The following is a 22,992-nucleotide window of genomic DNA, read 5'->3' as shown; positions in this document are numbered from 1 at the left end:
TATTCTTAATATCATTAGTTCCCTACTGTAAGTCTTGTTAAACAAAATGAAAGCGAGTTTATGGAGAGTATTGATTAAAAATGGTTTTAAATTGGTTTTAAATTGGAAGATATTGTTTTATAATGTACTGTATTAGGAGATGTAATACACCCATTTGCAAGGAGGGTTAATGATGTTTGAGTTGGATGTTCAAAGTGGAAAGCCGATATATGAGCAATTGATGGATAAGTTAAAGGAACTAATGATCAATGAAGTTTTACAGGAACATAATCAGCTCCCATCCATACGAATATTGGCTCAGGAATTGACCATCAATCCAAATACAATCCAGAAAGCTTACAAGCAACTTGAATCTGACGGGTTTATATATACATTACCAGGCAAAGGGAATTTCGTGGCACCTCCTAAATCCTTGAAAAATTCATTGAAAGAAGAAGAGATCAGAAACGAGCTTTCAAAGGTACTCGCTGAAGCTCTGTATATCGGAATTGATAAACATGAAATTTATAGAATAATAAAGGAAATCAGACCATTGGCAAAGGGGGGAGATTCATGATTCAAATAAAACAGGTGAGTAAATTATATGAAGGAAAAGAAGCAATCAAAAACGTCACTTTGGTCATACAAAAAGGCTCCATATTCGGGTTATTAGGTTCAAATGGGGCGGGGAAAACTACTCTATTAAAAATGCTTTCAGGCAATCTGATACAGGATGCAGGTGAAGTTCTTATTAATGGATCATATGTCTTTGAAAACCGTGAAGTGAAAAATCGTTGTTTCTTCCTCCCTGATACGCCTTATTTCCTGGCTAACTATTCGATCATGCAAATGGCAGGTTTTTATAGCCATATTTATAGTGAATGGAATCAAGAACGGTTCTATCAATTACAGGAAGTATTCCCAATACCCGTCCAAAATAAAATACATAAACTATCGAAGGGAATGCAGAGACAGGTTGCCTTTTGGCTCGCACTCTCGACGATGCCGGAAGTTCTCATCTTGGATGAACCGTTTGATGGATTAGATCCTGTCATGCGTAAAAATGTGAGACAGTTGTTGATTCAGGATGTATCGGAAAGGGATATGACGATTTTACTATCATCCCATAATCTTCGGGAAATTGAAGATTTAGCCGATCATGTAGGGATTTTGCATAGAGGTGAGCTTGTTATCCAAAAGGATTTGAATGACTTAAAAGCGGATGTACACAAAGTGCAAATTGCCTTTAAACATAAAATTCCCCACGGTTTATACCGCGGAATTCAAATTCTTAACAAGGAAAGGCGCGGCAGCGTTATCGTTTGCATCGTTAAAGGTAAAGAATCCATGATTAAATCGCACTTTAATCAGTTTCAGCCAGAAATATTAGATATTCTCCCCCTTACTCTAGAGGAGATATTCATTTATGAAATGGGGGATATCGGTTATGTCATCCAGAATAACCTGGTTTAATAGAGAACTGATTATCTATATTTTCAGAAGCACTGGCTGGATTGGTTTCCTGTATCTCGTCGGCCTCATATTTGCACTGCCTCTGGAAATGTTAGCGATTATCTTGAATGAGAACAATGATTATGTGGAATTCGAAAACCTTTTTTCCTGTCAGCAGATGATACAGTTTGTCTTGGTCATCGTTATTCCAGTATTACTTGCCATCTTCCTTTTTCGGTTTTTACAAATGAAACAAGCCTCAGACTTTATTCATAGTTTACCGATTACTAGACGCAGCATCTACGTTCATATGATTGGGACGGGAATTGGCTTCATGGGTTTGCCGATTTTACTTACAGGTTCAATATTGGTATTATTCCACTCGGCCATTGATATAGAAAGGCTATATACCATGACGGATATATGGTCTTGGATGGGGACTACATTTATTTTGGAAGCTTTGATCTTTTCTGTTGCCGTTTTAATTGGAATGGTGACGGGATTATCAGCCTTTCAAGGATTACTGACCTATATTTTTCTTGCTTTGCCGGTGGGGCTTTTTGTTTTGTTTACAGCCAATGTGAAGTTTTTGATCGCAGGATTTTCTGCAGATTATTATCTAAGTGCAAATATGAATGGCATCTCTCCCTTATTAGCAGCAACGGAGATGGAAAAAATCACTTTTTTCTCTATTAATACATTAATTTATAGTATATTAACCTTTCTTTTTCTGATCAGCTCTCTTTTTCTCTATGAGAAGAGAAAGCTGGAGTATGTATCACAGGCATTTGCTTACCCGAAGATTAAGCCATTATTTAAATTCGGCCTGACATTATGCATGATGCTGTTTACAGGGCTTTATTTTAGCGAAACGACAGGAGAACCTGGGTGGATTTTCTTCGGATATACCGTCGGTTCATTGCTTGGATATTATTTAGGGGAAATTGTCCTGCAAAAGACTTGGCGAATACGGGTCAACCTGAAAGGTTATGTAGCATTTATAGTGGCTATCATTGTACTGGTATTCATTATAAAAATAGATCCCCTTCAGTATAAGGCCAAGATTCCTGATGAAAAGATGATTAGCCAAATTTATATTGGCAATTCTCCTTTATTTTTTGAAGATGATGAAACGTTGGATAATTCTTCCGATTATCTTAAAGAGAAGGAAAATATAGAAGCGATAAGGTTATTGCATCAGGAAATTATCGAAAAGGGTAAAAAGGTTTCCATTGGTGAATTGAATGATGGACAATCCGTATTTCTGATGTATGAACTCAAGAATGGAAAACGGTTAGCAAGAGGGTATCATTTGCAAAATTACGACTCATACATGCCATTATTGGCGAAAATTTATGAGTCGAATGAATATAAAAAAATGGTTAATGAGTTATTGAATGTTTCTGCCGAAAATGTTTCTAAAATCAAGGTAACGGCGAGCGGACAAGTGGACAAATCAATAACGATCACGGACAGTCAACAGCTGGAAGCTGCCGTGCAGGCCTTGTCCGCGGATCTGAATAATCAATCGTTCGCCCAAATGACATCTTCTTTTGGTGATTATGCCTCCATCGACATTCTTTTGAATAATAACGAAACCATTTATATGAATTGGGACTCTTCATATACTCAGTTTTCAAAATGGATGGAAAGTACAGGACAATCGGAAAAAGCGCGGTTAATGGCTGATGATATCTCTTATATCCTGGTTGCGAAGACCGATTCGGAAATTTATCATTCTAATTCTGAAAGTGAACTTGCACAGCAGATTGAACAACAGCCAAATCGCTTGAAAATTAAGACCGCTTCGGAAATCGAGACGGCCATTGATAATGCCCAAATCGATTGGGGCGGAGAGTATTCAGCTGCCTTTTATTATAAAGAAAGCAGAGATGTGGACATCAAGAGTTTTTCTGGCGAACATGTTCCCGGTTTCATCTTGGATCATTTTAATGAAAGATAACGTGAAAATGCCGTGATGGATCAAATATAAAGGAAAGGATGCCACCCAATATGGGCGGCATCCTTTTGCATTGCATATCCATTATGTTTTTGTATCTATGCTTTAGAGTTTTACGACGTTTTTAGCTTGAGGTCCGCGGTTTCCTTCTTCGATCTCAAATTCAACCTCTTGACCTTCATCAAGGCTCTTGAAACCTTCTCCTTGAATGGCGGAAAAATGAACGAAAACATCATCTTCGTTTGGTACTTCGATGAATCCAAATCCTTTGTCACTATTGAACCATTTTACTTTACCTGTTACTGTCATTCGATGAATCCTCCTAAAAAGTTAAAAAATATTAATGGTGATGATTTTACCTGGATGGAAAAATCAATTTCACACATTATCCAGCAGCCTCAATCAAGTTAAAATTATCATACGAAGATGCTTGATAATATGTGAATGGCCACAGGAAATATTAACCCACTAACCTCTGGAGTAATTTCCAGTTTTTTAGTATATACCCACCTTTATAAAGGATAAAACAAATGGAAGTAATTTATACATTCCCATTTTGGGGAAATAATATTAGGAAGGTTTTATACGGGGAAGTATAACTTTATTGTCGCGCAGGATTTTCCTGGATTGAAATTTGATGGTGGTTGCGATGTCCATGAGGGAAAAGCCTTTACAGTTGAAATCAGGAAAACAATTTGGCATTAAAGTTTTTCACGAAAATAATCGGGTATAGGATAAGAAAGAAAGGACTGATGAAAAATGAAGAAATTATTAAAAAGGGCCCTCATTTTTGCTGCTCCCATCATATTCAAAGAAGTAAAAAAACGCTGGAAAAACAAGCGGAATCAAAAAGCGATTAAAACTGCAAGGTAAATAAGTTAAACCATGAATAAATGAACGGTAACCATATGGATTAAGATAAGGGGCGCTGATTAAGCGTCTTTTGTTTTGCATTTGAATAAATCCTCTTATCGTGATTCATTCACCTCTACATCTTTCCTTCATATCGTGTTAAAATAGTAAGGTTGATTGAAATGAATGCCGAGTAGCCAAGGCTTAAGCCTTATGATATATTTCTTCTTACATATATTGTGTATGATCAGGATTTATGCATACAAAGAAAGGTTGCCATTCCAATGTAAAAAATACAGTAAACCTCATATAAATTTTTTTTGATGACTCCAATAATGAAAGGAACATTTTATGACTACTTTAAAAGACGAGGTTCAATCCCGACGGACCTTCGCAATCATCTCTCACCCGGATGCCGGGAAAACAACTTTGACAGAAAAATTATTACTGTTTGGTGGCGCAATCCGTGATGCCGGAACAGTTAAAGCTAGAAAAACAGGAAAGTATGCAACCAGTGACTGGATGGAGATTGAAAAGCAACGGGGAATTTCCGTTACATCTTCAGTCATGCAATTCGATTATGATGATTTTCGTGTCAATATTCTCGATACACCAGGTCACCAAGATTTCAGTGAAGACACATATCGTACACTGATGGCTGTTGATAGTGCCGTGATGATCATCGATTCGGCAAAAGGTATCGAGGATCAGACGGTTAAATTATTCAAAGTATGCCGGATGAGGGGTATCCCGATTTTCACTTTTATCAATAAAATGGACCGACAAGGTAAAACGCCGCTCGAATTGCTTGCCGAACTCGAAGAGGTATTAGGTATAGAAACATACCCAATGAATTGGCCGATTGGGATGGGAAAAGACTTCGTGGGCATATACGACAGGTTCAATAATCGAATTGAACAGTTCAAAACTGAAGGGGAAGAGCGTTTCCTTCCATTGAATGATGAAGGTGAACTCGAAGTGGATCATAAACTTAAGGATTCCCAGTTATATGAGCAAACTTTGGAAGAAATCATGCTGTTGACGGAAGCGGGCAATCAATTCTCTGAAGAAAACATTGCGAATGGAAAACTTAGTCCCGTATTTTTCGGTAGTGCTTTAACGACATTCGGTGTTCAGACGTTTTTGGATGCTTATCTGAAATTTGCACCAGCTCCACAAGCACGGATGACAACGTCAGGTGAAATGGATCCTGTCAGTAATGATTTTTCTGGTTTCATTTTCAAAATCCAGGCGAATATGAACCCAAAACACCGAGACCGGATCGCTTTCCTTCGCATTTGCTCCGGTAAATTCGAGCGTGGAATGAGCGTCAACTTGAGCAGGACAGGGAAACCGATCAACCTTTCTTCTTCTACCCAATTCATGGCTGATGATCGGAACACCGTAAATGAAGCGGTAAGCGGAGATATCATCGGTTTATATGATACCGGTAACTACCAAATTGGCGATACGATTACAACAAGCAAAGACTTGTTTCAGTTTGAAAAGCTGCCTCAGTTTACACCGGAACTATTCATGAGGGTAACAGCTAAAAACGTCATGAAACAGAAACATTTCCATAAAGGAATTAACCAACTTGTACAAGAAGGGGCAATTCAGCTCTTCAAAACGGTTCGGATGGAAGAATATCTGCTTGGTGCGGTTGGGCAACTTCAATTCGAAGTATTCGAGCATCGAATGAGGAACGAGTACAATGTTGAAGTCGTGATGGAACGCATGGGCAGCAAGATTACACGCTGGGCTGAGGATGAAAAGCTTGATGAAAATCTTCATAGCTCAAGAAGCATCCTTGTTAAAGACCGGTTTGATAAATATGCATTCTTATTTGAAAATGAGTTTGCACTTCGTTGGTTCCAAGATAAAAATCCTGACGTGGAATTATATAATCCAATGGATTTGAAATAATGGAGAAGCCCGTGTTATATACACGGGTTTTTTTCATTATCTGGATCATTGTTTTCGAAAGGTTTTTTTTGATAGTACCTTAAACATGTTTCCATAGCTATATTTACCTGTTATTATGTGAAATTACCTATAGAGCAAATTTATGGAGGAACTTCATAATCAATAATTAATATATCACGTGAAAACTGATATTCGATTTTTCTGAGAATGGTTCTTTGTATCAGGGGAGCCTATTGAATGGAAATGGTCGGTGAAGGTACCATAGGCGAACTAAAAAAGTCACTAAAACCTCATGGTATTAAAAAATCTGTGGATGTCACTAGGGAAAATGACGACCCTTTTTGGTCAAAAAGTCTAGAAAGGAAAGTACTTGGCAAAATAGCAGACTATATAATCATAATAGGTTATGTCGTGCATTGGGGGGGAGCCCAGTAGCTGGGTCTGTTACCTCGATACCTTGGACCAAAGAAGGAATTAAGCTTTTAATGAAAGAAGTACCTTATAAGATAATATTGGCTGTACCATTTTATACGAGAGAATGGGTAACCGATTTATCGACTAATAAGTGAAAAGTCATGACCGTACCATGGCTGAGGTCGACCGAATTATTTCATCTCATGGACTTAAAAAGGTGTGGAATGAAAAGACCTTACAAAATTATGTGGAATATACGGCCAATGGGGAAAAGCATCAAATTTGGATAGAAGATAAAAAATCAATCGGGCTTCGACTTAACCTGTTAAAACAAAATCACTAGGTAGAGTATCAGCTTGGTACAATGGATCAGAACCCCCTGACATTTGGAATGTATATCATTTTAATCAGGTGGAGGTTGTTCAGCTTGTAGGATAAGGTCCCTTTTAGGGTCTAAATCTGCAAGCTTTTTTGTGTAATCAAAAGTAATAGATTCCAGATAAAAGTAAAAGTAATATAAACAATAAAGACTGATGTTATAAATACATAAGTAGGATTTGCATGTATTTTCGATTTATAGGTTACAATTGCCCCCTCTACATCCGCACTGATGTCTACAATTACTGAACCTTATTTCATAATCATTAACATATCTCTAGTAATAAAATGATCTTTTCTATGTTTAGGCCATTTTACACAATTGATGACTAAGTCTAAACCTTGAGTACTTTCTTAATTACTTTTTTGATTTGAAATCTGTTGAAAATGCGGGTATTTTAATCATTCCCCCTGTTTTAAACATGTCGATTTTAGATAAACGGAAACAGAGAGATAGAAGATGTTAGACAGCTGTATTTTTGAAAATTAAATAGTAACTAATTGGAAAGGTTAAATAAGAAAATCGTAGTAACTTTTAGCATTGTAAGAATTGCTGGGATATTCCGCTAAACTTCTAATGAACTCCATAATACTAATAGAAAACTTGCGGCTTTAACCCTAGTGCAGGAGGAGTATAGCAAAAATAACTTATATTGAACTACTGAGGTATGTAGGGGTAAAGATATGAAAGGAGAATAATGAGGGTGCGAGTAAGATTTTGAATATTTATATCCAAGCCTACGAAGGTATAGTCTGTTTTATTATTGGAAAATATTGCAGCTAAATCAGTATTTTTAAGGATACCATTGGCAAATGGTTAGGTTATATATCTTATCTCAATTGATTTAAATCACTTGGCTACCTTTTTGGAACTTGATAAGGTACCGAATAATTGTGTGATGTAAGCAAAATGAAAATACTTAACATAAAAAGTATCTTCCTTAAAGTTAATAGAGTTTTTAGACCAAAGAGGTGTGTAGCAGTGAAAAAAGGGAAATGGAGTCTACAGTTTACTATTATGATACTGGTGTGTGGGGTAGTAGCCCTATCATTATTTATTACAGATATTCTCATTAGCCAAACAGTTGCGGATACAATAGAGAAGAGCCAGACTGAAAAAGCAGTAAACGTAGCACGCATGGCAGCACAAACGCCGCTTGTAATCGAAGCGTTAAGTGGAAGTGAGAACAATCAGGAAGTTCAGCAATTTACCAATAGGATAAAAAAATCGACAGATGTAGAATTTGTGGTAATAATCGATAATAATGGAATCCGGAAAACTCACCCCGATCCAAGTAAAATAGGAAAAAAATTTGTTGGAGGGGATGAGAAAGATGTATTAAGAGGTAGTGAGCACATTTCTATTTCCAAAGGAACTTTAGGCAGATCTTTGCGTTCTTTCACCCCTGTTTATGATTCAGAGGATAATCAAATTGGAGCCGTGGTGGTCGGCATTTCTCTTCAAAAAGTTAATGATGCTGTTTTAAAAAGCCGTTTTAATATTTATGTAGGAACCGTTTTTGGAATATTAACCGGAATTGCCGGCGCAATACTTTTGGCAAGATATATTAAGAAAATATTATTTGGGCTGGAACCTTTTGCTATTGCGAAGGTTTTAAAAGAGCGAAATGCCATTTTACAATCAGTTCGGGAGGGAATCATAGCGGTAGATCAGAGTTCAACCATTACTCTCGTAAACAAAGCAGCTTTAAAGATATTTAAAAAAGCGGGTATTAATGAAAATCCAACGGGTAAAAAGGTAACTAGTTATATGCCTGACTCAAACCTGGATAAAATCCTAGAGACCGGAAAAGTCGAATTAGATAAAGAGCAGGATTTAAAAGATAGTGTCTTACTAGTGAATAGGGTACCAGTATTTGTGAAGGATGAAATCGTAGGTGCCGTGGCTACATTTCGTGATAAAACAGAAATACATCTGCTGGCGGAACAGCTGACTGGAGTCCGTTTATATGCTGAATCGTTAAGGGCCCAGTCGCACGAATTCATGAACAAACTGCATGTAATACTTGGTATGGTGCATATGCATTATTATGATCAGCTTGCAGCATATATTAGTGATCTTGTTGACCACAGAGAAAACGAGATTGGCTTTATTACCAAAACCGTTAAAGATCCAGTACTTGCCGGTTTTTTAATTGGTAAACTAAGTTATGCCAGGGAAGCAGGTGCTAAGCTGGCATTATCCTCTGACTTTCAATTGCCAGAACCAGAAAATGCAGCTATTACTCATGAGCTAATTACGATAATAGGAAATTTGATTGACAATGCTATAGAAGCAGTAGAAAAAAGGCCCGTTAAACGAATTGAATTAAAGTTTGATTATGCAGATGATATTTTAACTATTGAAGTTCATGATACTGGACAGGGAATATCTGATTCCAATCTTAATCATATCCTTCTAAAAGGATTTACAACAAAAGGAGAGGACAGGGGGATTGGTTTATATTTGGTTAAGGCAAGCCTGGATAAGCTAGGCGGAGATCTCAATATTAGTTCAAAAGAAGGTCAAGAAACAACGTTTGTGGTTTATATACCATACAAAGCAAGGATGATGTAGGATGATTAAGGTAATGATCGTAGAAGATGACCCGATGGTTGCAGAGTTCAATAAGCGCTATTTGAATCAAGTCGATGGCTACGAATTAGCTGCTGTCTGTTCCTCAGTGGATCAAGCTCTGAATGTATTGGAAGATCAAAGAATAGGGTTAGTTCTATTAGACATTTTCATGCCTGGGAAAAATGGACTCGATTTACTCTCACAAATTCGAGAAAGTGAAAAAGAGATAGATGTTATTGTCATTTCTGCTGCGTCGGACATTGAGAGGATTCAGAAAGCATTAAGACTAGGTGCTGTTGATTATTTAATTAAGCCGTTTGAATTTGAACGTTTTAACGCGGCCTTATCAGCATATCGGAACAAATCAGATTTTATTCAAGATAAGAATATGCTAAATCAAGAAGAATTAGATTATCGAATTTTACATCAAGAAGAAATTCATTTACCAGAGGAATTACCGAAAGGATTGGCTCAAGATACCTTAAAGATTATATGGAATGTGATACTGGTATTTAAAAATGCTCCCTTTTCAACAGAGGAAGTCGTAAATGTGGCGGGTATATCCAGGGTATCAGTAAGGAAATATTTAAAATTCATGAAGGATATCGGTGTCCTTGATGTTAAGGTAATCTATGGAACGGTAGGCCGACCAGTCTCCCAACACAAATTTAATGATGACAAGAGCCATATTATTCAACGTTATCTGTAAGCAGCCAAATGGCTGCTTACTTTTTTTAATTACATAATACTAAAATTAGTTAAATAAGCTAGTGTCCTCCGTAAATGACTACTAAGATATAGACTGGCGATTGGGTATTTATAAATTTTTCACAAGATTGAACAAATAAGCAGTAATGAGGAAATATTTAAGTTTTTATGTGCTGTATATTTATTTTCCTTTTTACAGTTTTCTTTTAGTAATTACACTTCCTCAGGGAAGAATATACTCTATTGCCTGGTAATGATCATTTTTAAATATACATTTTTAGGAAGAGGGAACGTCTATGACAGCTTATGAAAAGACAAAAAAGGGTTTGGAAACAACTTTAAGAGGAAAAGGTATTCTGTCAAACCCTTTTATTAATAAAGGGGTTGCTTTCACTAAGGAAGAAAGAAATGAACTAGGATTGGTAGGCTTGCTACCATCCCAGGTGCTTACTCTTGAGGAACAAGTAAAAAGAGCTTATGAACAATTCTCCACTCAACATAGCAATATTCGGAAGAATGGAATGTTATATGATTTATTTAATAGGAATGTGGTACTGTTTTACCGTCTACTTAAAGACCATCTAAGTGAAATACTGCCGATCATTTACACACCTACTGTAGGAGAGGCTATTCAACAGTACTCCCAAGAATATCAACGTCCAGGAGGTCTATACCTATCTATTGATAATATGGATGGAATGGAAGAAGCATTTAAAAACCTGGACCTTTCATCTGATGATATCGATTTAATAGTTGTTACAGATTCTGAAAGTATTCTTGGAATCGGAGATCAGGGAGTTGGTGGAATTAACATTGCCATTGGCAAATTGGCAGTCTACACAGCAGCTGCGGGAATTGATCCAAGCAGGGTGCTACCTATTGTCCTGGATGTTGGGACAGACAATGAAAGCCTGATTAGTGATCCACTGTATATTGGTAACAGGTTTGGGCGTGTTCGCGGTGATGAATACTCCGAATTCATTGATTTATTTGTTAAAAAGTCTCAAGCCTTCTTCCCAAGGGCATTACTTCACTGGGAAGACTTTGGAAATATAAATGCACGAAATATAATCGATAATTATGGCGACAAAATTCTCACTTTTAATGATGATATACAAGGTACAGGTGCAGTAACACTAGCCGCCGTAATGTCTGCCTTACAAGTAACTGGTGTTCCTTTAAAGGAACAAAGGGTTGTTGTTTTTGGTCCAGGTGCAGCAGGAATCGGTAATGCTGATCAAATGGTTGAAGCCATGATCCTAGATGGCGTTTCCAGAGAAGAGGCATATGGTAAGTTTTGGGCCGTCGATTATCGTGGATTGTTGATAGATGACATTCCAGATGTTTTGAAATTCCAAAAGTCGTATTGCCGGAAAGCTGAAGAAGTCGAGGAATGGGATCGGAATGAAGTCGGAATTATTCCATTATTAGAGGTAATAAAAAAGGTTAAACCAACCATCTTAATCGGCACTTCTGGTCAAACAGGGGCTTTCTCAGAAGAAGTTGTAAAAGAAATGGCAAAGCACGTGGAACATCCTATTATTATGCCGATGTCAAATCCGACTCCCTTAGCGGAAGCTGTTCCTGAAGACCTTATAAAGTGGACTCAAGGTAAAGCCTTAATAGCGACTGGAAGCCCGTTTGATGATGTTGACTATAATGATGTGATTTATACGATCGGACAATCTAATAATGCATATATTTTCCCAGGACTTGGACTTGGTGCAATTGTCGCAGAAGCAACAAAAATCTCTAAGGGCATGCTTGCAGCAGCCTCATCTGCTGTTTCAAGATTATCGGATAGCAGTAAGCATGGTGCTTCTTTACTCCCTTCAATCAAACAATTGCAAGAGGTTTCTAAATCTGTAGCCATTGAAGTGGCAAAGACAGCCATTGAAGAAGGAATTGCGAAAGCGGATATAACAGATATTGAAAAAGCAATAACAGAATCCATGTGGAAGCCGGAGTACAAAACTATTCATGGGAAATAAAGCTAGCTTATTTTGTTGTCTCAAAAGAAAGGGGATACGCTTTAGGGGAATCTCCGTATAAGTCAGCCTTAGTAGAATCTTTTAAATTGGACAATTTTTTGGAAAGAGAAGTGCATCTCGAGTGAATATTGGGAATATATTTTTAACATTAATACCAATCTTTTTTACAATTATTATTGGTTATTTGGGTGGCTATTTTAAAATTTTTAATTCAGAATCCTCCAAAGGGCTTAATACGTTAGTTACAAAATTTGCTTTACCTGCACACTTATTCATTGGGATCACAACAACCTCAAAACAAACCTTAATTAATCAATGGTCATTTTTCTTAACTATGACCATAGGTGTTATTGGCTTTTACATTATCCTTTTAATAGTGGCTCGTTTGGTGTTTAAATACGATTTAACTGCAGCATCTATGTTTTCATTAAACGCAACTCAGCCAGCCTTTGCTTTTATGGGGATTTCTGTATTAGGCAGTTTGTTTGGGGCGCAAGAGATAGCTATACCTATTGCGATTACGGGTATTGTGGTGAATGCCCTTCTGGATCCATTAGCAACAATAGTTGGTACGGTCGGACAATCCAGATTGGGTAAATCTAAAGATGAAAAAACAAACATTATGGGTATCGTTTTGCATGGTCTTAGCGAACCGCTTGCATGTATTCCCTTACTTGCTGTTGTATTAACACTATTGGGGTTCCAGGCACCGGATATCATAAAAAATGCGCTCGATCAAATTGGGTCAGTGACATCTGGGGTTGCATTATTTGCTGTAGGTGTAACCGTGGGTATCCGTAAGATTAGCTTACGACCAATTGCTTTTGGTATTTCCATTTTAAAAGTTGTGGCTATTCCATTATATATGATTCTGGTTGCTCATCTAATTGGCCTTGATCATGCAGATACAATTAAAGCTATTTTGCTAGTATCATTTCCAGGATCTGCTGTAGCGGCAATGATTTCAACTAGATTTGATTCGTTATCAACTGAAACAGCATCTTCATTTGTAATTAGTACCATTCTATCTTTAATTACATTGCCTATCTATATATCCTTGTTAATGTAGCCTTCTAAGTATCCATCCTTCTTGGATGGATACTTTTTAACGGAAGTTTGTGAAATATTTAACAAACTTATTGTATAACATTAACCTTTTTTTGAAAAGAGGAGAAGTTGGCTATTTTTATTTAAAGCTAAGATAAAGGTAAATTAATAAAATAGATAGATAGTTTAAAAGATTTGGATGGCTTTTGAATAAAGGTGTAAGCCCAGGAAAATGCGTCGCAAATAGTATCAATTGCAAAAATTCGCTATTAATCAAAATAAGATTATAATAAAAGGATTTGTGTAATTACACATTCGAATGCAGCAGTTGATGAAATTTAAAATCTAATTCTTCGGTGTACAGGAATCATTTTTTTACTTACAAAACGTAGTTTGTGCACATTAAAAATTTTTATTAATTGGTAAGTTAAAAAGATCTGATGATCAGGAACGGTTTGCTGTTCATTTAGGTGGGACTACGACATAACTGAAAGAATTGTAGGGACATCGGTATTGGATTAAGATAGGGCCTTATTTGGGGGCTAAGCAAAGAAGAGAACTTATATCTTAGGTTATACTAGGCTGAACCTATACGAAGCGAAGTATGGGTTTTCGTTCGTATTGTGATAAAAAGGAAATGAAGAATCGAATTCTACTAAAATAGATTATTATTCCTTTGACAATCTCCTGAAACTCCTTTATATTTAGCTAGTAACTTTAGCGCTTAAAAGCGTTTCAGTAATTATGAGGAGTGAAAAGGTCCGATCCTTACCTCAGAGAATACACAACATGAAAGCGGGGAAATACATCATGCGTCTTGAAGATGCAAAGCTAAAACTCTCCTTACCTGAAGCAATCGGGGTTTTGGCAGTTCTTTTCTTAATCATTGCAACTGGTATCATACATTATGGACTTGCCCCCCATATTCCAATAATAGCTGCTATCCTATTTCTATTTGTTTATGGAAAGATCAAGAAGCTGCCATTTTCGATTATGGAGGCTGCTATCGTTAAAGGTGCAGTTTCTGGTATGGGAGCTATCTATATATTCTTTTTCATTGGAATGCTAATTTCGATCTGGATGGCAAGCGGGACGATCCCTACCATCATGTACTATGGGTTTGACTGGATTTCTGGTGAATATTTCTATGCGGTCACATTTCTGGTGTGTTCGCTAATTGGGCTCTGTATCGGGAGTTCACTTACAACATCAGCCACGATCGGAGTTGCTTTCATAGGTATGGCGGCGGCGATGGATTTATCGTTGGCGATTACAGCCGGTGCAATCATTTCCGGTGCATTTCTTGGGGATAAAATGTCTCCATTATCCGACTCGACCAACCTTGCTTCCGGAACGGTTGGAGTACCATTATTTGAACATATTAATAATATGCTTTGGACAACGATTCCAGGTTTTATAATATCACTTATCATCTTTTACTTCCTTTCACCGAATGTCAAACTGTCCCGTGTTGAGGAAATCGAAGCCATGACCAAAGCCTTGGAAATGGAAACGAACATTAGCATATGGAGTTTGATTCCGTTTGTCATCGTTCTAGTCATGGCTTTGAAAAAGGTGTCGGCGATTCCGACATTGTCAGCAGGAATCGTTTCGGCGGCTGTCATTGCTTTCATACAAACGCCAAGTTTGACAGTTGCAAAACTAGCGGATATCTTATACGGCGGTTTTGTACTGAAGAGTGGAATGGATCAACTTGACTCAATCCTATCGCGGGGCGGCATTGAAAGTATGATGTTCTCCGTTTCGATGGTGTTGTTGGCATTGGCGATGGGCGGACTATTGTTTGAATTAGGAGTCATCCCTTCTATTTTAAATGCGGTCCAGGATTCATTGACGAGTGTAGCGAAAGTGATTTCAGCTACCGTATTTGCAGGAATCAGCGTGAATTTCCTAGTGGGGGAACAGTATTTGTCAGTTATACTGCCTGGGAAAGCCTTTCAGCAGAAATATGAAGATTTAGGATTGCAGCCAAAAACGCTTGGGAGGGTACTTGAAGATGCGGGAACAGTTGTGAATCCTCTGGTTCCTTGGGGTGTCTGCGGTGTATTCCTGACACAGGTATTGGGTGTATCAACCCTTGAATATGCCCCATTTGCATTCTTCTGCTTACTTTGTCCATTGCTCAGTTTGATTGCTGGCTTTACGAAAATCGGTATCCATTATAAATAAAAAAACAGGCGGTCGGTTTCGACTGCCTGTTTTTTTAACTTCCATAACCTTGAGGAAGAAGGGAAAGACCCCCTGACATGAACAGAAATATCAGGGGGTCAAGAAGTTGATCGTTTATTTTGAAGACGCAATCTCATCTTTTGGGATGGACACGACCTTTTCTTTCTGTTCAAGTAAATTCATTCGCATGACGACATTTTGGAATATGCCCATTGAAAGCATGAGCAGCAGTAAGGAAGATCCTCCATAACTGATGAATGGAAGGGTGATCCCTGTAATTGGGATAAGTCCAGTCACTCCGCCAACGTTGATGCCAACTTGAATGCCGATCATGGATGAGATGCCGATCAATAAAAGACTTCCAAATGGATCTTTGCATTTTGCTGAAAGTACAAATCCCCTTAGGACGATAAAACCTAGTGTCAATAGAACGAATCCCACTCCGAATATTCCGAGCTCTTCTGCAATGACGGCCATGATGAAATCAGTATGTGATTCAGGCAGGTACCCGTATTTTTGTACACTGTCACCAAGTCCCACTCCAGTAAGTCCGCCGGATCCTATTGCGAATAATGAATTCACGAGTTGATACCCGCTTTCTCCTGCCTTTCCGAAAGGGTCTGCAAACCCCGTAAAACGAGACACTTTATTTTCAGAGAGAACGGCTGAGAAATTTCCTGTCACGAGTACCCCTAATGCAAAAATGGCAACAAAAATCGCAGTAATCAAAGAGAGTTTGAATATACTCTTAAAAGACATCCCGGATGAAATGATCATGGTACTTGAAATCAGGAAAATGACAGCTGCCGTTCCATAGTCAGGCTGTATTCCGATTAAAAAACAGATGAATACCAGAAAGAAAATCGGGGGAATGACGGCTTTATCAATACTATTGATACGATCCTGCCTTTTTCCGTAAATGGCTGCCAGATAAATGATCATGGCTAATTTGGAAAATTCGGCGGGCTGGATCGATGCTGTCCCTAACTTGAACCAGCTTGTGGCATTTCCTGCTGTATGGCCGAAGATAAATAGCAGCAAAAGGACACCGGCCATCCCAAACATCATAGACATCAAGAACATTTTGTTTTTGTACATCTTATAGGGAAGGATCATCGTGACAATCATTGCCAGAAATGAAATGAGAAAGGCCGTTTTTTGTTTCTCAAAGAAGAAATCCATGGGCTTGTCGTATCGAGCGACAGCAGTAATCATGCTCGAACTGTAAATCATGACTAAACCAAACAAACAGAGTAATACGACAGCGATGAAAATAGGGAAGTCGTATGCTTTAATTATTCTTTTCACTTGTGCGCTCACCTCAAATATGTATGCGCGAAAAAATCGCCTTCTTATATAGTAACGGAAAATCGGTTATATAGATAATAATTTTTATTCGATAATATGAATTTATCCTCCATTACCCAATATTAAACACTAAAAACCGATAAACTTGTCTGCTGGATTTCCTTTTTGCCTATAGCCGAATTCGGATTCCTATACATTACCTTCGATAGCGAACGTGAATACTCCTCTTAATAATGAAAACTTTTTACTATATATTCCATTTTTGTGGTGCTGTTATGTCTGGAAGATTACTATTTAAGGTTATTTGTGAAAGGGATGGATTTCAAGGGGTTTCACCAATTGAGTTGTAAAACGTGATGTGATGTAGTGGTTACTGTAAACGAATTTATCAGAGTAAGAGGTATACTTATTTTAGCACCGATTATGTGGCAGGAATCGGGCAGGAATCTTATGAAGAGAGGGGACCGGTTGTGAACTTGGTTCCAAACGATTATATTATACAGGCTGCTGCGTCTCTGGCATTATATAAAGAGGGTTCAAGGAAAAACCTCGTACGTTTGTGAAGTTTATTAACGTTTCGCTGGTGAACTGTTTAAGAAAAGTAGTCAGACGCTCTTATCTTTTTGCTGCATTTCAGGGAAGGCATTCCTGCTTTGGTCGATTTTTATTTAAAGCATAAAAATGATATGGAGTACCAATAAAAATAAGGTAAAGCAAGGGGAGTAGTTATGGAAGAAATACATGACAAGTTGGAAGTGTTTTCTCCGGCAACAGGTGAGAAGATTGCGGAAATCGTCACAACGCCATTGAATTCGATACCTCATATATATAAGAAATCAAGACATGCGTTCCAATCTTGGTCGAATCTTCCCATCAAGGAACGGTTGCACTATTTAAAACGGCTCCGTTTATTGATGGTTGAAAAAATGGATGAAATAGCTGAAGTCATTTCAAAAGATACGGGAAAAGTGAAAATTGAAGCGCTGGTTGCTGACATCATGCCAACCATTGATGCAATCAAGCATATCGAGAAACATGCAGTGAAAACTCTTTCCGGACGGAAGGTCACCACTCCACTCATGTTAATTGGAAAAAAATCTTATATCCATTATATGCCCCGAGGAACGATTCTCGTCATTTCACCATGGAATTATCCGCTGCAGCTTTCCATGGTTCCCATTCTTAATGCTCTAGCAGCGGGAAATACAGTCATCGCCAAGCCTTCAGAGGTAACTCCTTTAGTTGGGGTGTGCATCGAAAATCTGTTTCTTGAAGCTGGTTTCCCAGAAGGAACTATACAGTTTGCCCATGGAGGGAAAGAATTGGGTGCGGCATTAACTGAGCAAAAACCAGATTATATATTTTTTACTGGATCTGTAAGGACCGGAAAAATGATTGGTGAGGTCGCAGCAAGACACCTGATTCCAACGACACTGGAGCTTGGCGGTAAGGATCCGATGATCGTTCTGGGTGATGCTAACCTTGAACGGGCTGTGAATGGGGCTCTTTGGGGGGCTTTCACAAATAGCGGGCAGGTGTGCATGAGTGTTGAAAGGGTTTATGTGGAACGTCCGGTTTATAACGAATTCCTAATGCTTCTTAAAGAAAAAACGAAGTCCATGAGGCAGGGGGTGCAATCGAAGGATGATATCGGTTCAATGACTTTCCCGGCACAAGTTGATATTGTGGCTGGACATCTGGAGGATGCACTGAATAAGGGCGCTGTACTTGAAACCGGAACACCTCCAAAAGAGTGGAAAACGGGACAGACCCATTTCATTCCGCCGACAATTCTGTCCAATGTCGATCATTCCATGAAAATCATGAAAGAAGAAACGTTCGGACCCGTGTTGCCTGTTTTGCCTTTCGATACGGAGGAAGAAGTGATCGCCCTGGCAAATGAAAGTGAATATGGACTCAATTCCAGCGTTTGGACGATGGATAGGGAAAAAGCATGCAGGATTGCGTCTCAGTTAGTAACCGGGGCGGTGACGATCAATGATGTGCTGATTACTGTTGCTAATCATCATTTACCATTTGGCGGTGCCAAACAAAGTGGGGTTGGCCGTTATCATGGCGAGCATGGATTGAAGATTTTCTGCCATGAAAAAGCGATTATGATCGATAAAGGTAAAAACGATACAGAAATACAATGGTATCCATATGAAGGGAAATACACGAGTTTTTTATCGCTGTTTCAGAATTACTTTTCTGCCAAACCGAATTGGATTCGTTTCGGCAAAGAATATTTGCGATTGATTAAATTATCCAAAGGGAACCGAAAATGAAATCCATTTATAAAAAAGATTGTTATTTTCATAACGAGCGCGTATACTATTAATATACTTAATAACTGATTTTCCTTTTCAAAGGGGAGTAGCGTTAGGGTTCGCCCTAAAACAAAGTCGTCATTACGTGAATGTTAAACATTCATCGGCTTTGTTGACATGATTTCATGTTCAGCAAGACCTTTGCCTATATGGCAGAGGTCTTTTTATTTTGCCAATGCCAATATGGAGGAAATACAAACTATTGGAGGTTGAATGGATGGAAGCATCAATATTATTGGAATATGGCTGGGTACTTCTTATCTTGGTTGGATTAGAAGGGATACTTGCTGCTGATAATGCAGTCGTCATGGCTGTCATGGTTAAGCATTTGCCAAAAGAACAACAGCGAAAAGCCTTGTTTTATGGTCTGATGGGAGCTTTTGTTTTCCGCTTTGCAAGTTTATTCCTTATTTCCTTTCTTGTCGACGTGTGGCAAATTCAAGCAATCGGTGCGATTTATTTACTTTTCATTGCTTTTCAGAACATTTACAAAAAATACGCTGGTAAAGGTGAGAAGGAAATCACGAAGCCTAAAAAGCAATCTGGCTTCTGGATGACCGTAGTAAAGGTTGAAGCGGCTGATATAGCTTTCGCAATCGATTCCATGTTGGCTGCCGTCGCACTGGCTGTTACACTTCCGGCAACAGGCTGGATGAAAGTCGGCGGTATTGACGGAGGGCAATTCGCTGTCATGTTCCTCGGCGGTATGATTGGATTGATCATTATGCGATTTGCAGCAAATGCATTCGTGAAGTTGCTTCATCAGCGTCCTTCACTTGAAACGGCAGCATTTTTGATTGTGGGTTGGGTTGGAGTGAAATTGGCGGTACACACACTCGCGCATCCTTCACTGGCTGTCATCGATCATCATTTTCCAGAATCAACTCTTTGGAAATCGATTTTCTGGGTCGTTTTGATTGGAATTGCAGCAGGTGCATGGATCATTTCAAGCAAAAAAGAAAAAAAAGAGAAAGAAGAGAAAAAAATACAGGAAGCTTAAAAAAAACAGGCGTGCTGGTCACGCCTATTTTTTTTGCTTTTTAATGTATTTATGAAGATGACCCTCATAAGGGCAGGTATGTTTACGAATGATATGTTAAAAGATGTGAATATTAAATTCCGGTTATAAAAATGACAATTGTCCCATTGTATTGGACAAAAATCCGTAAAAAGATACTTTACTGTAATTGCACTGTAATAAACGAGAAAAAACTAAGTATTTTATCATGTTGATATATTATGTGATTTCATTTAAATCGCAAAAATAGTTCTTTTGGTACTGTCTTTTAGACTCCCTCCGCTTAATATAAGTATGTTGATGCGTATTTTATGTTCAACAGGAGCGAGGTGAGCAGATGCTTGGTGTGTTGTTTACAGCATTCAAAAAAAAGCGTTCTTTAGAAGAAACCGTATTGAAAATTCAACAAGGCGATATAAGCCTTCGTAATGATACTATAGAGTCATTCAAACCTTTTATTGCGAAAACAGTGTCATCGGTTTGCAAACGTTACATATACGAATCAGATGATGAATTCAGTATTGGAATGATTGCTTTTAACGAGGCAATCGAAAAATATTCCCCGGAAAAAGGCCGTTCTTTATTGGCATTTGCCGAAACCCTCGTTAAACGAAGGGTTATAGATTATTTAAGAAGCCAGTCCAAACAAAAAGAAGTTGTATTGGATTTATCACTGAATGATGATAATGATCAAAGCCATATATATATTGATAATGAAAATTCCATCAATGAATACGAGAAGCAGAAGGAATCGGAAAGAAGAAAAGAAGAAATTCAGCTTTATATAAGCCATCTACAGGATTTTGGTCTGTCATTTGAGGATTTAGTTGAAAACTCTCCCAAACATGCAGATGCCAGGAAGGGAGCTATTATGATCGCTAAATTGTTAATGGAAGATGACGAACTGAAAGAAATCCTGTTTGCAAAAAAACGGCTGCCAGTAAAACAGCTTGAGGGAAAAGTGGAACTAAGCAGAAAAACGATTGAACGGAACAGAAAATACATCATTGCTGTGGCAATCATAATAAACGGAGATTTTTTATATTTGAATGATTATATAAAAGGGGCTATCGATGGATGAAAAAAGGAGTTATTCTTTCAGTTAATAAGCGATTTGTAACCCTATTGACCCCCGAGGGTGAATTTCTGAAAACCAAAAGGCAGGAACGGGTATATGAAGTGGGTGAGGAAATCACTTTTTCACCTGCTAAACAAAAGTTCACTTTAGCCTTTTCCAATTTTCATTCATCTTTCAAAAAAACCGCCGTGCTAAGCATTGCCTCCACCTTCTTGATTCTCTTTTCGATTCTTCCTTCTTATTTCTCTGGTCCTGTGTCGGCATATATGACGATAGATGTGAATCCAAGCATTGAATTGGAGCTTGATAATGATTTAGAAGTTCTCAAACTTACCGGTTTAAATGAAGACGGCAAGCTTGTGATTAGTCAGCTGAGGGACTGGGAAGGCAAGGATATAAAGATTGTTACAAACCGAATCGTTGAAACGACGAAGCAACTTGGTTATTTGAAAGGAAATAAACAAATCGTCGTTTCCACAACGTTATTGAAAAAAAATAAAGAACTGGATAAGAATTTAAAAGAAGATATAAAAGAAATATCTGAGCAGGATAATGTTTCTAATACAAGAATGAAAGTGATCCAGGCAACAAAAAGCGATCGGAAGCAAGCAAGGGAACAAGGCATATCCACGGGTAAGTATCTCGAAAAGAAGTTGAATGAAGATAAAGAAAAGGTAAAAGTCAATAAGAGGGAGCCTGCTCCAGCGCCAGATAAAAAAGTCGCGGAAAAGGTTGTTATTCCTAAAGAGAAGAGCGTAACGCTGAGTACGGAAAACAAATCGGATGAAGAAAAGAAAAAAGAGAATAATGCAATTGAAAAAAAGCAAAAACCGGCCAATGAAGCCAAACCGACTGAACGGAAAAACCCGGGAACGCAATTTACCAAAATTAAGGAAAAAACCGAACGGGAAGATACAATTGGAAAACGGAATGCCATAAATGGATACAAGGAAAAAAGCAACGAGTCAAAAGGAAAATACGATAGCGATCACAGCAACCAATCAAAGAACAAGCAGAAAAATGAAAAGAATGATAAAAAGTTCGATGTGAAAAAAGTTTCATCAGCCATAGAAAAGAATAATAATGATCAAATAAAGCACGACAATAGAAATAAGCAAAATAAACAATGGAAGCAAGATAAACAAAATAAGCAAAATAAAAATAAACAAGGTAAGCAAGATAAGCAAAATAAACAAGGTAAGCAAGATAAACAGAATAAGCAAAATAAGCAAAATAAACAAGGTAAGCAAGATTGGGATAAGTCGAAAAGGGGTAAAGGCAAAAATGGAAACGGAAATGGACATGGACATAAGGATTAAAAAGAGTCCAGCATGCAGCTGGACTCTTAGCCATGGATATTTAATTGTGATAGAAATTATTGACCTTTAAGTTGAGATTGTGCTTGTTGTACAAGACGTTTCGTGATTTCTCCGCCAACTGAACCATTGGCACGTGCTGAAGTATCGGAACCTAATTGTACACCGAATTCAGATGCAATTTCATATTTGATTTGTTCTAATGCTTGTTCGATTCCAGGAACAAGAAGATTGTTACTGCTGTTAGCCATTTGAATCTCCCCTTTACTTTTTCAACGGCTTTTGCCGCTGTAATGATAGTATAAGTAGAAAGCGGATTTTTACTTATATGAGCGGCATCAAACTTATTGGTAAACCTGCCTTTTTGTTGTAAGAAAGTCAGTTTTAAAAGAGAATGGAAAAAAGAATGAAAAAAGGGTAAACTAGATTTTTAATGGTTATGTGATTCGCATAACTATAGAGGAGTA

The 22,992-nt window shown here is 37.9% G+C and carries 17 protein-coding genes; 14 read left to right on the top strand and 3 right to left on the bottom strand.

Annotated elements, in window-relative coordinates; genetic code table 11:
* Positions 1 to 172: 172 nt before the first annotated feature.
* Genes BS1321_RS05500 through BS1321_RS05490 form a run of 3 tightly spaced genes read left to right on the top strand, consistent with a single transcriptional unit; the run spans position 173 to position 3,394 of the window.
* On the top strand, positions 173 to 556 hold the full coding sequence (locus BS1321_RS05500) for a GntR family transcriptional regulator (RefSeq protein WP_063232058.1): 384 nt from the start codon (positions 173 to 175) through the stop codon (positions 554 to 556).
* Positions 553 to 1,452, top strand: coding sequence for an ABC transporter ATP-binding protein (locus BS1321_RS05495; RefSeq protein ID WP_063232057.1), 900 nt, complete (start codon positions 553 to 555; stop codon positions 1,450 to 1,452). Before BS1321_RS05500 ends, BS1321_RS05495 begins: the two co-directional genes overlap by 4 nt.
* Positions 1,427 to 3,394, top strand: a complete 1,968-nt coding sequence (locus tag BS1321_RS05490) for a DUF6449 domain-containing protein (protein ID WP_063232056.1) — start codon at positions 1,427 to 1,429, stop codon at positions 3,392 to 3,394. The genes BS1321_RS05495 and BS1321_RS05490 overlap by 26 nt, the downstream gene beginning before the upstream one ends.
* Positions 3,395 to 3,496: 102 nt before the next feature.
* Here BS1321_RS05490 and BS1321_RS05485 read toward each other — a convergent pair whose 3' ends face one another.
* A complete protein-coding gene (locus BS1321_RS05485) occupies positions 3,497 to 3,700 on the bottom strand; it encodes a cold-shock protein (protein ID WP_061462203.1) in 204 nt (67 codons plus the stop codon).
* An 894-nt stretch (positions 3,701 to 4,594) separates the two neighbouring features.
* Between BS1321_RS05485 and BS1321_RS05480 the strand changes: the two genes are divergently transcribed.
* The 7 genes from BS1321_RS05480 to nhaC all read left to right on the top strand — a co-directional run bounded on the left by BS1321_RS05480 (position 4,595) and on the right by nhaC (position 15,475).
* A complete protein-coding gene (locus BS1321_RS05480; RefSeq protein ID WP_063232055.1) occupies positions 4,595 to 6,169 on the top strand; it encodes a peptide chain release factor 3 in 1,575 nt (524 codons plus the stop codon).
* 237 nt (positions 6,170 to 6,406) lie between these two features.
* Positions 6,407 to 6,604 (top strand): hypothetical protein, encoded by a 198-nt coding sequence (locus BS1321_RS05475; RefSeq protein ID WP_063232054.1) that lies wholly within the window; start codon positions 6,407 to 6,409, stop codon positions 6,602 to 6,604.
* A 1,339-nt stretch (positions 6,605 to 7,943) separates the two neighbouring features.
* Positions 7,944 to 9,539, top strand: coding sequence for a DcuS/MalK family sensor histidine kinase (gene dcuS, locus BS1321_RS05470; protein WP_063232052.1), 1,596 nt, complete (start codon positions 7,944 to 7,946; stop codon positions 9,537 to 9,539).
* A gap of 1 nt (position 9,540) precedes the next feature.
* On the top strand, positions 9,541 to 10,248 hold the full coding sequence (locus tag BS1321_RS05465; RefSeq protein WP_063232051.1) for a response regulator: 708 nt from the start codon (positions 9,541 to 9,543) through the stop codon (positions 10,246 to 10,248).
* 295 nt (positions 10,249 to 10,543) lie between these two features.
* Positions 10,544 to 12,238 (top strand): NAD-dependent malic enzyme, encoded by a 1,695-nt coding sequence (locus BS1321_RS05460; RefSeq protein WP_063232050.1) that lies wholly within the window; start codon positions 10,544 to 10,546, stop codon positions 12,236 to 12,238.
* Positions 12,239 to 12,359: 121 nt separating this feature from the next.
* Positions 12,360 to 13,307: an AEC family transporter gene (locus BS1321_RS05455; protein ID WP_063232049.1), complete on the top strand. Its 948-nt coding sequence runs from the start codon at positions 12,360 to 12,362 to the stop codon at positions 13,305 to 13,307.
* Positions 13,308 to 14,095: 788 nt separating this feature from the next.
* Complete coding sequence (nhaC, locus tag BS1321_RS05450; protein ID WP_063232140.1) at positions 14,096 to 15,475, top strand: Na+/H+ antiporter NhaC; 1,380 nt, start codon at positions 14,096 to 14,098, stop codon at positions 15,473 to 15,475.
* A gap of 114 nt (positions 15,476 to 15,589) precedes the next feature.
* Here the strand turns inward: nhaC and BS1321_RS05445 are convergent, their stop codons facing one another.
* A complete protein-coding gene (locus tag BS1321_RS05445) occupies positions 15,590 to 16,783 on the bottom strand; it encodes an FtsW/RodA/SpoVE family cell cycle protein (protein ID WP_063232048.1) in 1,194 nt (397 codons plus the stop codon).
* A 728-nt stretch (positions 16,784 to 17,511) separates the two neighbouring features.
* Between BS1321_RS05445 and BS1321_RS05440 the strand changes: the two genes are divergently transcribed.
* The 4 genes from BS1321_RS05440 (at position 17,512) to BS1321_RS05425 (ending at position 22,528) form a co-directional block, all read left to right on the top strand.
* On the top strand, positions 17,512 to 19,071 hold the full coding sequence (locus BS1321_RS05440) for an aldehyde dehydrogenase family protein (protein WP_063232047.1): 1,560 nt from the start codon (positions 17,512 to 17,514) through the stop codon (positions 19,069 to 19,071).
* A gap of 259 nt (positions 19,072 to 19,330) precedes the next feature.
* Positions 19,331 to 20,113, top strand: coding sequence for a TerC family protein (locus tag BS1321_RS05435; protein WP_063232046.1), 783 nt, complete (start codon positions 19,331 to 19,333; stop codon positions 20,111 to 20,113).
* A gap of 355 nt (positions 20,114 to 20,468) precedes the next feature.
* Positions 20,469 to 21,212 carry an RNA polymerase sigma factor SigI gene (gene sigI / locus BS1321_RS05430; RefSeq protein WP_063232045.1) on the top strand — a complete coding sequence of 248 codons (744 nt, stop codon included), beginning with the start codon at positions 20,469 to 20,471 and terminating at the stop codon, positions 21,210 to 21,212.
* Positions 21,209 to 22,528 carry an anti-sigma-I factor RsgI family protein gene (locus BS1321_RS05425; protein WP_063232044.1) on the top strand — a complete coding sequence of 440 codons (1,320 nt, stop codon included), beginning with the start codon at positions 21,209 to 21,211 and terminating at the stop codon, positions 22,526 to 22,528. The genes sigI and BS1321_RS05425 overlap by 4 nt, the downstream gene beginning before the upstream one ends.
* A 56-nt stretch (positions 22,529 to 22,584) precedes the next feature.
* Here the strand turns inward: BS1321_RS05425 and BS1321_RS05420 are convergent, their stop codons facing one another.
* On the bottom strand, positions 22,585 to 22,776 hold the full coding sequence (locus BS1321_RS05420) for an alpha/beta-type small acid-soluble spore protein (protein WP_034314196.1): 192 nt from the start codon (positions 22,774 to 22,776) through the stop codon (positions 22,585 to 22,587).
* Positions 22,777 to 22,992 lie beyond the last annotated feature (216 nt).

Origin of the sequence: Peribacillus simplex NBRC 15720 = DSM 1321, assembly GCF_002243645.1 — a bacterium.
Classification (GTDB): Bacteria; Bacillota; Bacilli; order Bacillales; family DSM-1321; genus Peribacillus; species Peribacillus simplex.
Note: the sequence above shows the minus strand (reverse complement) of the source record. Positions and strands in the feature narration are given on the sequence as shown.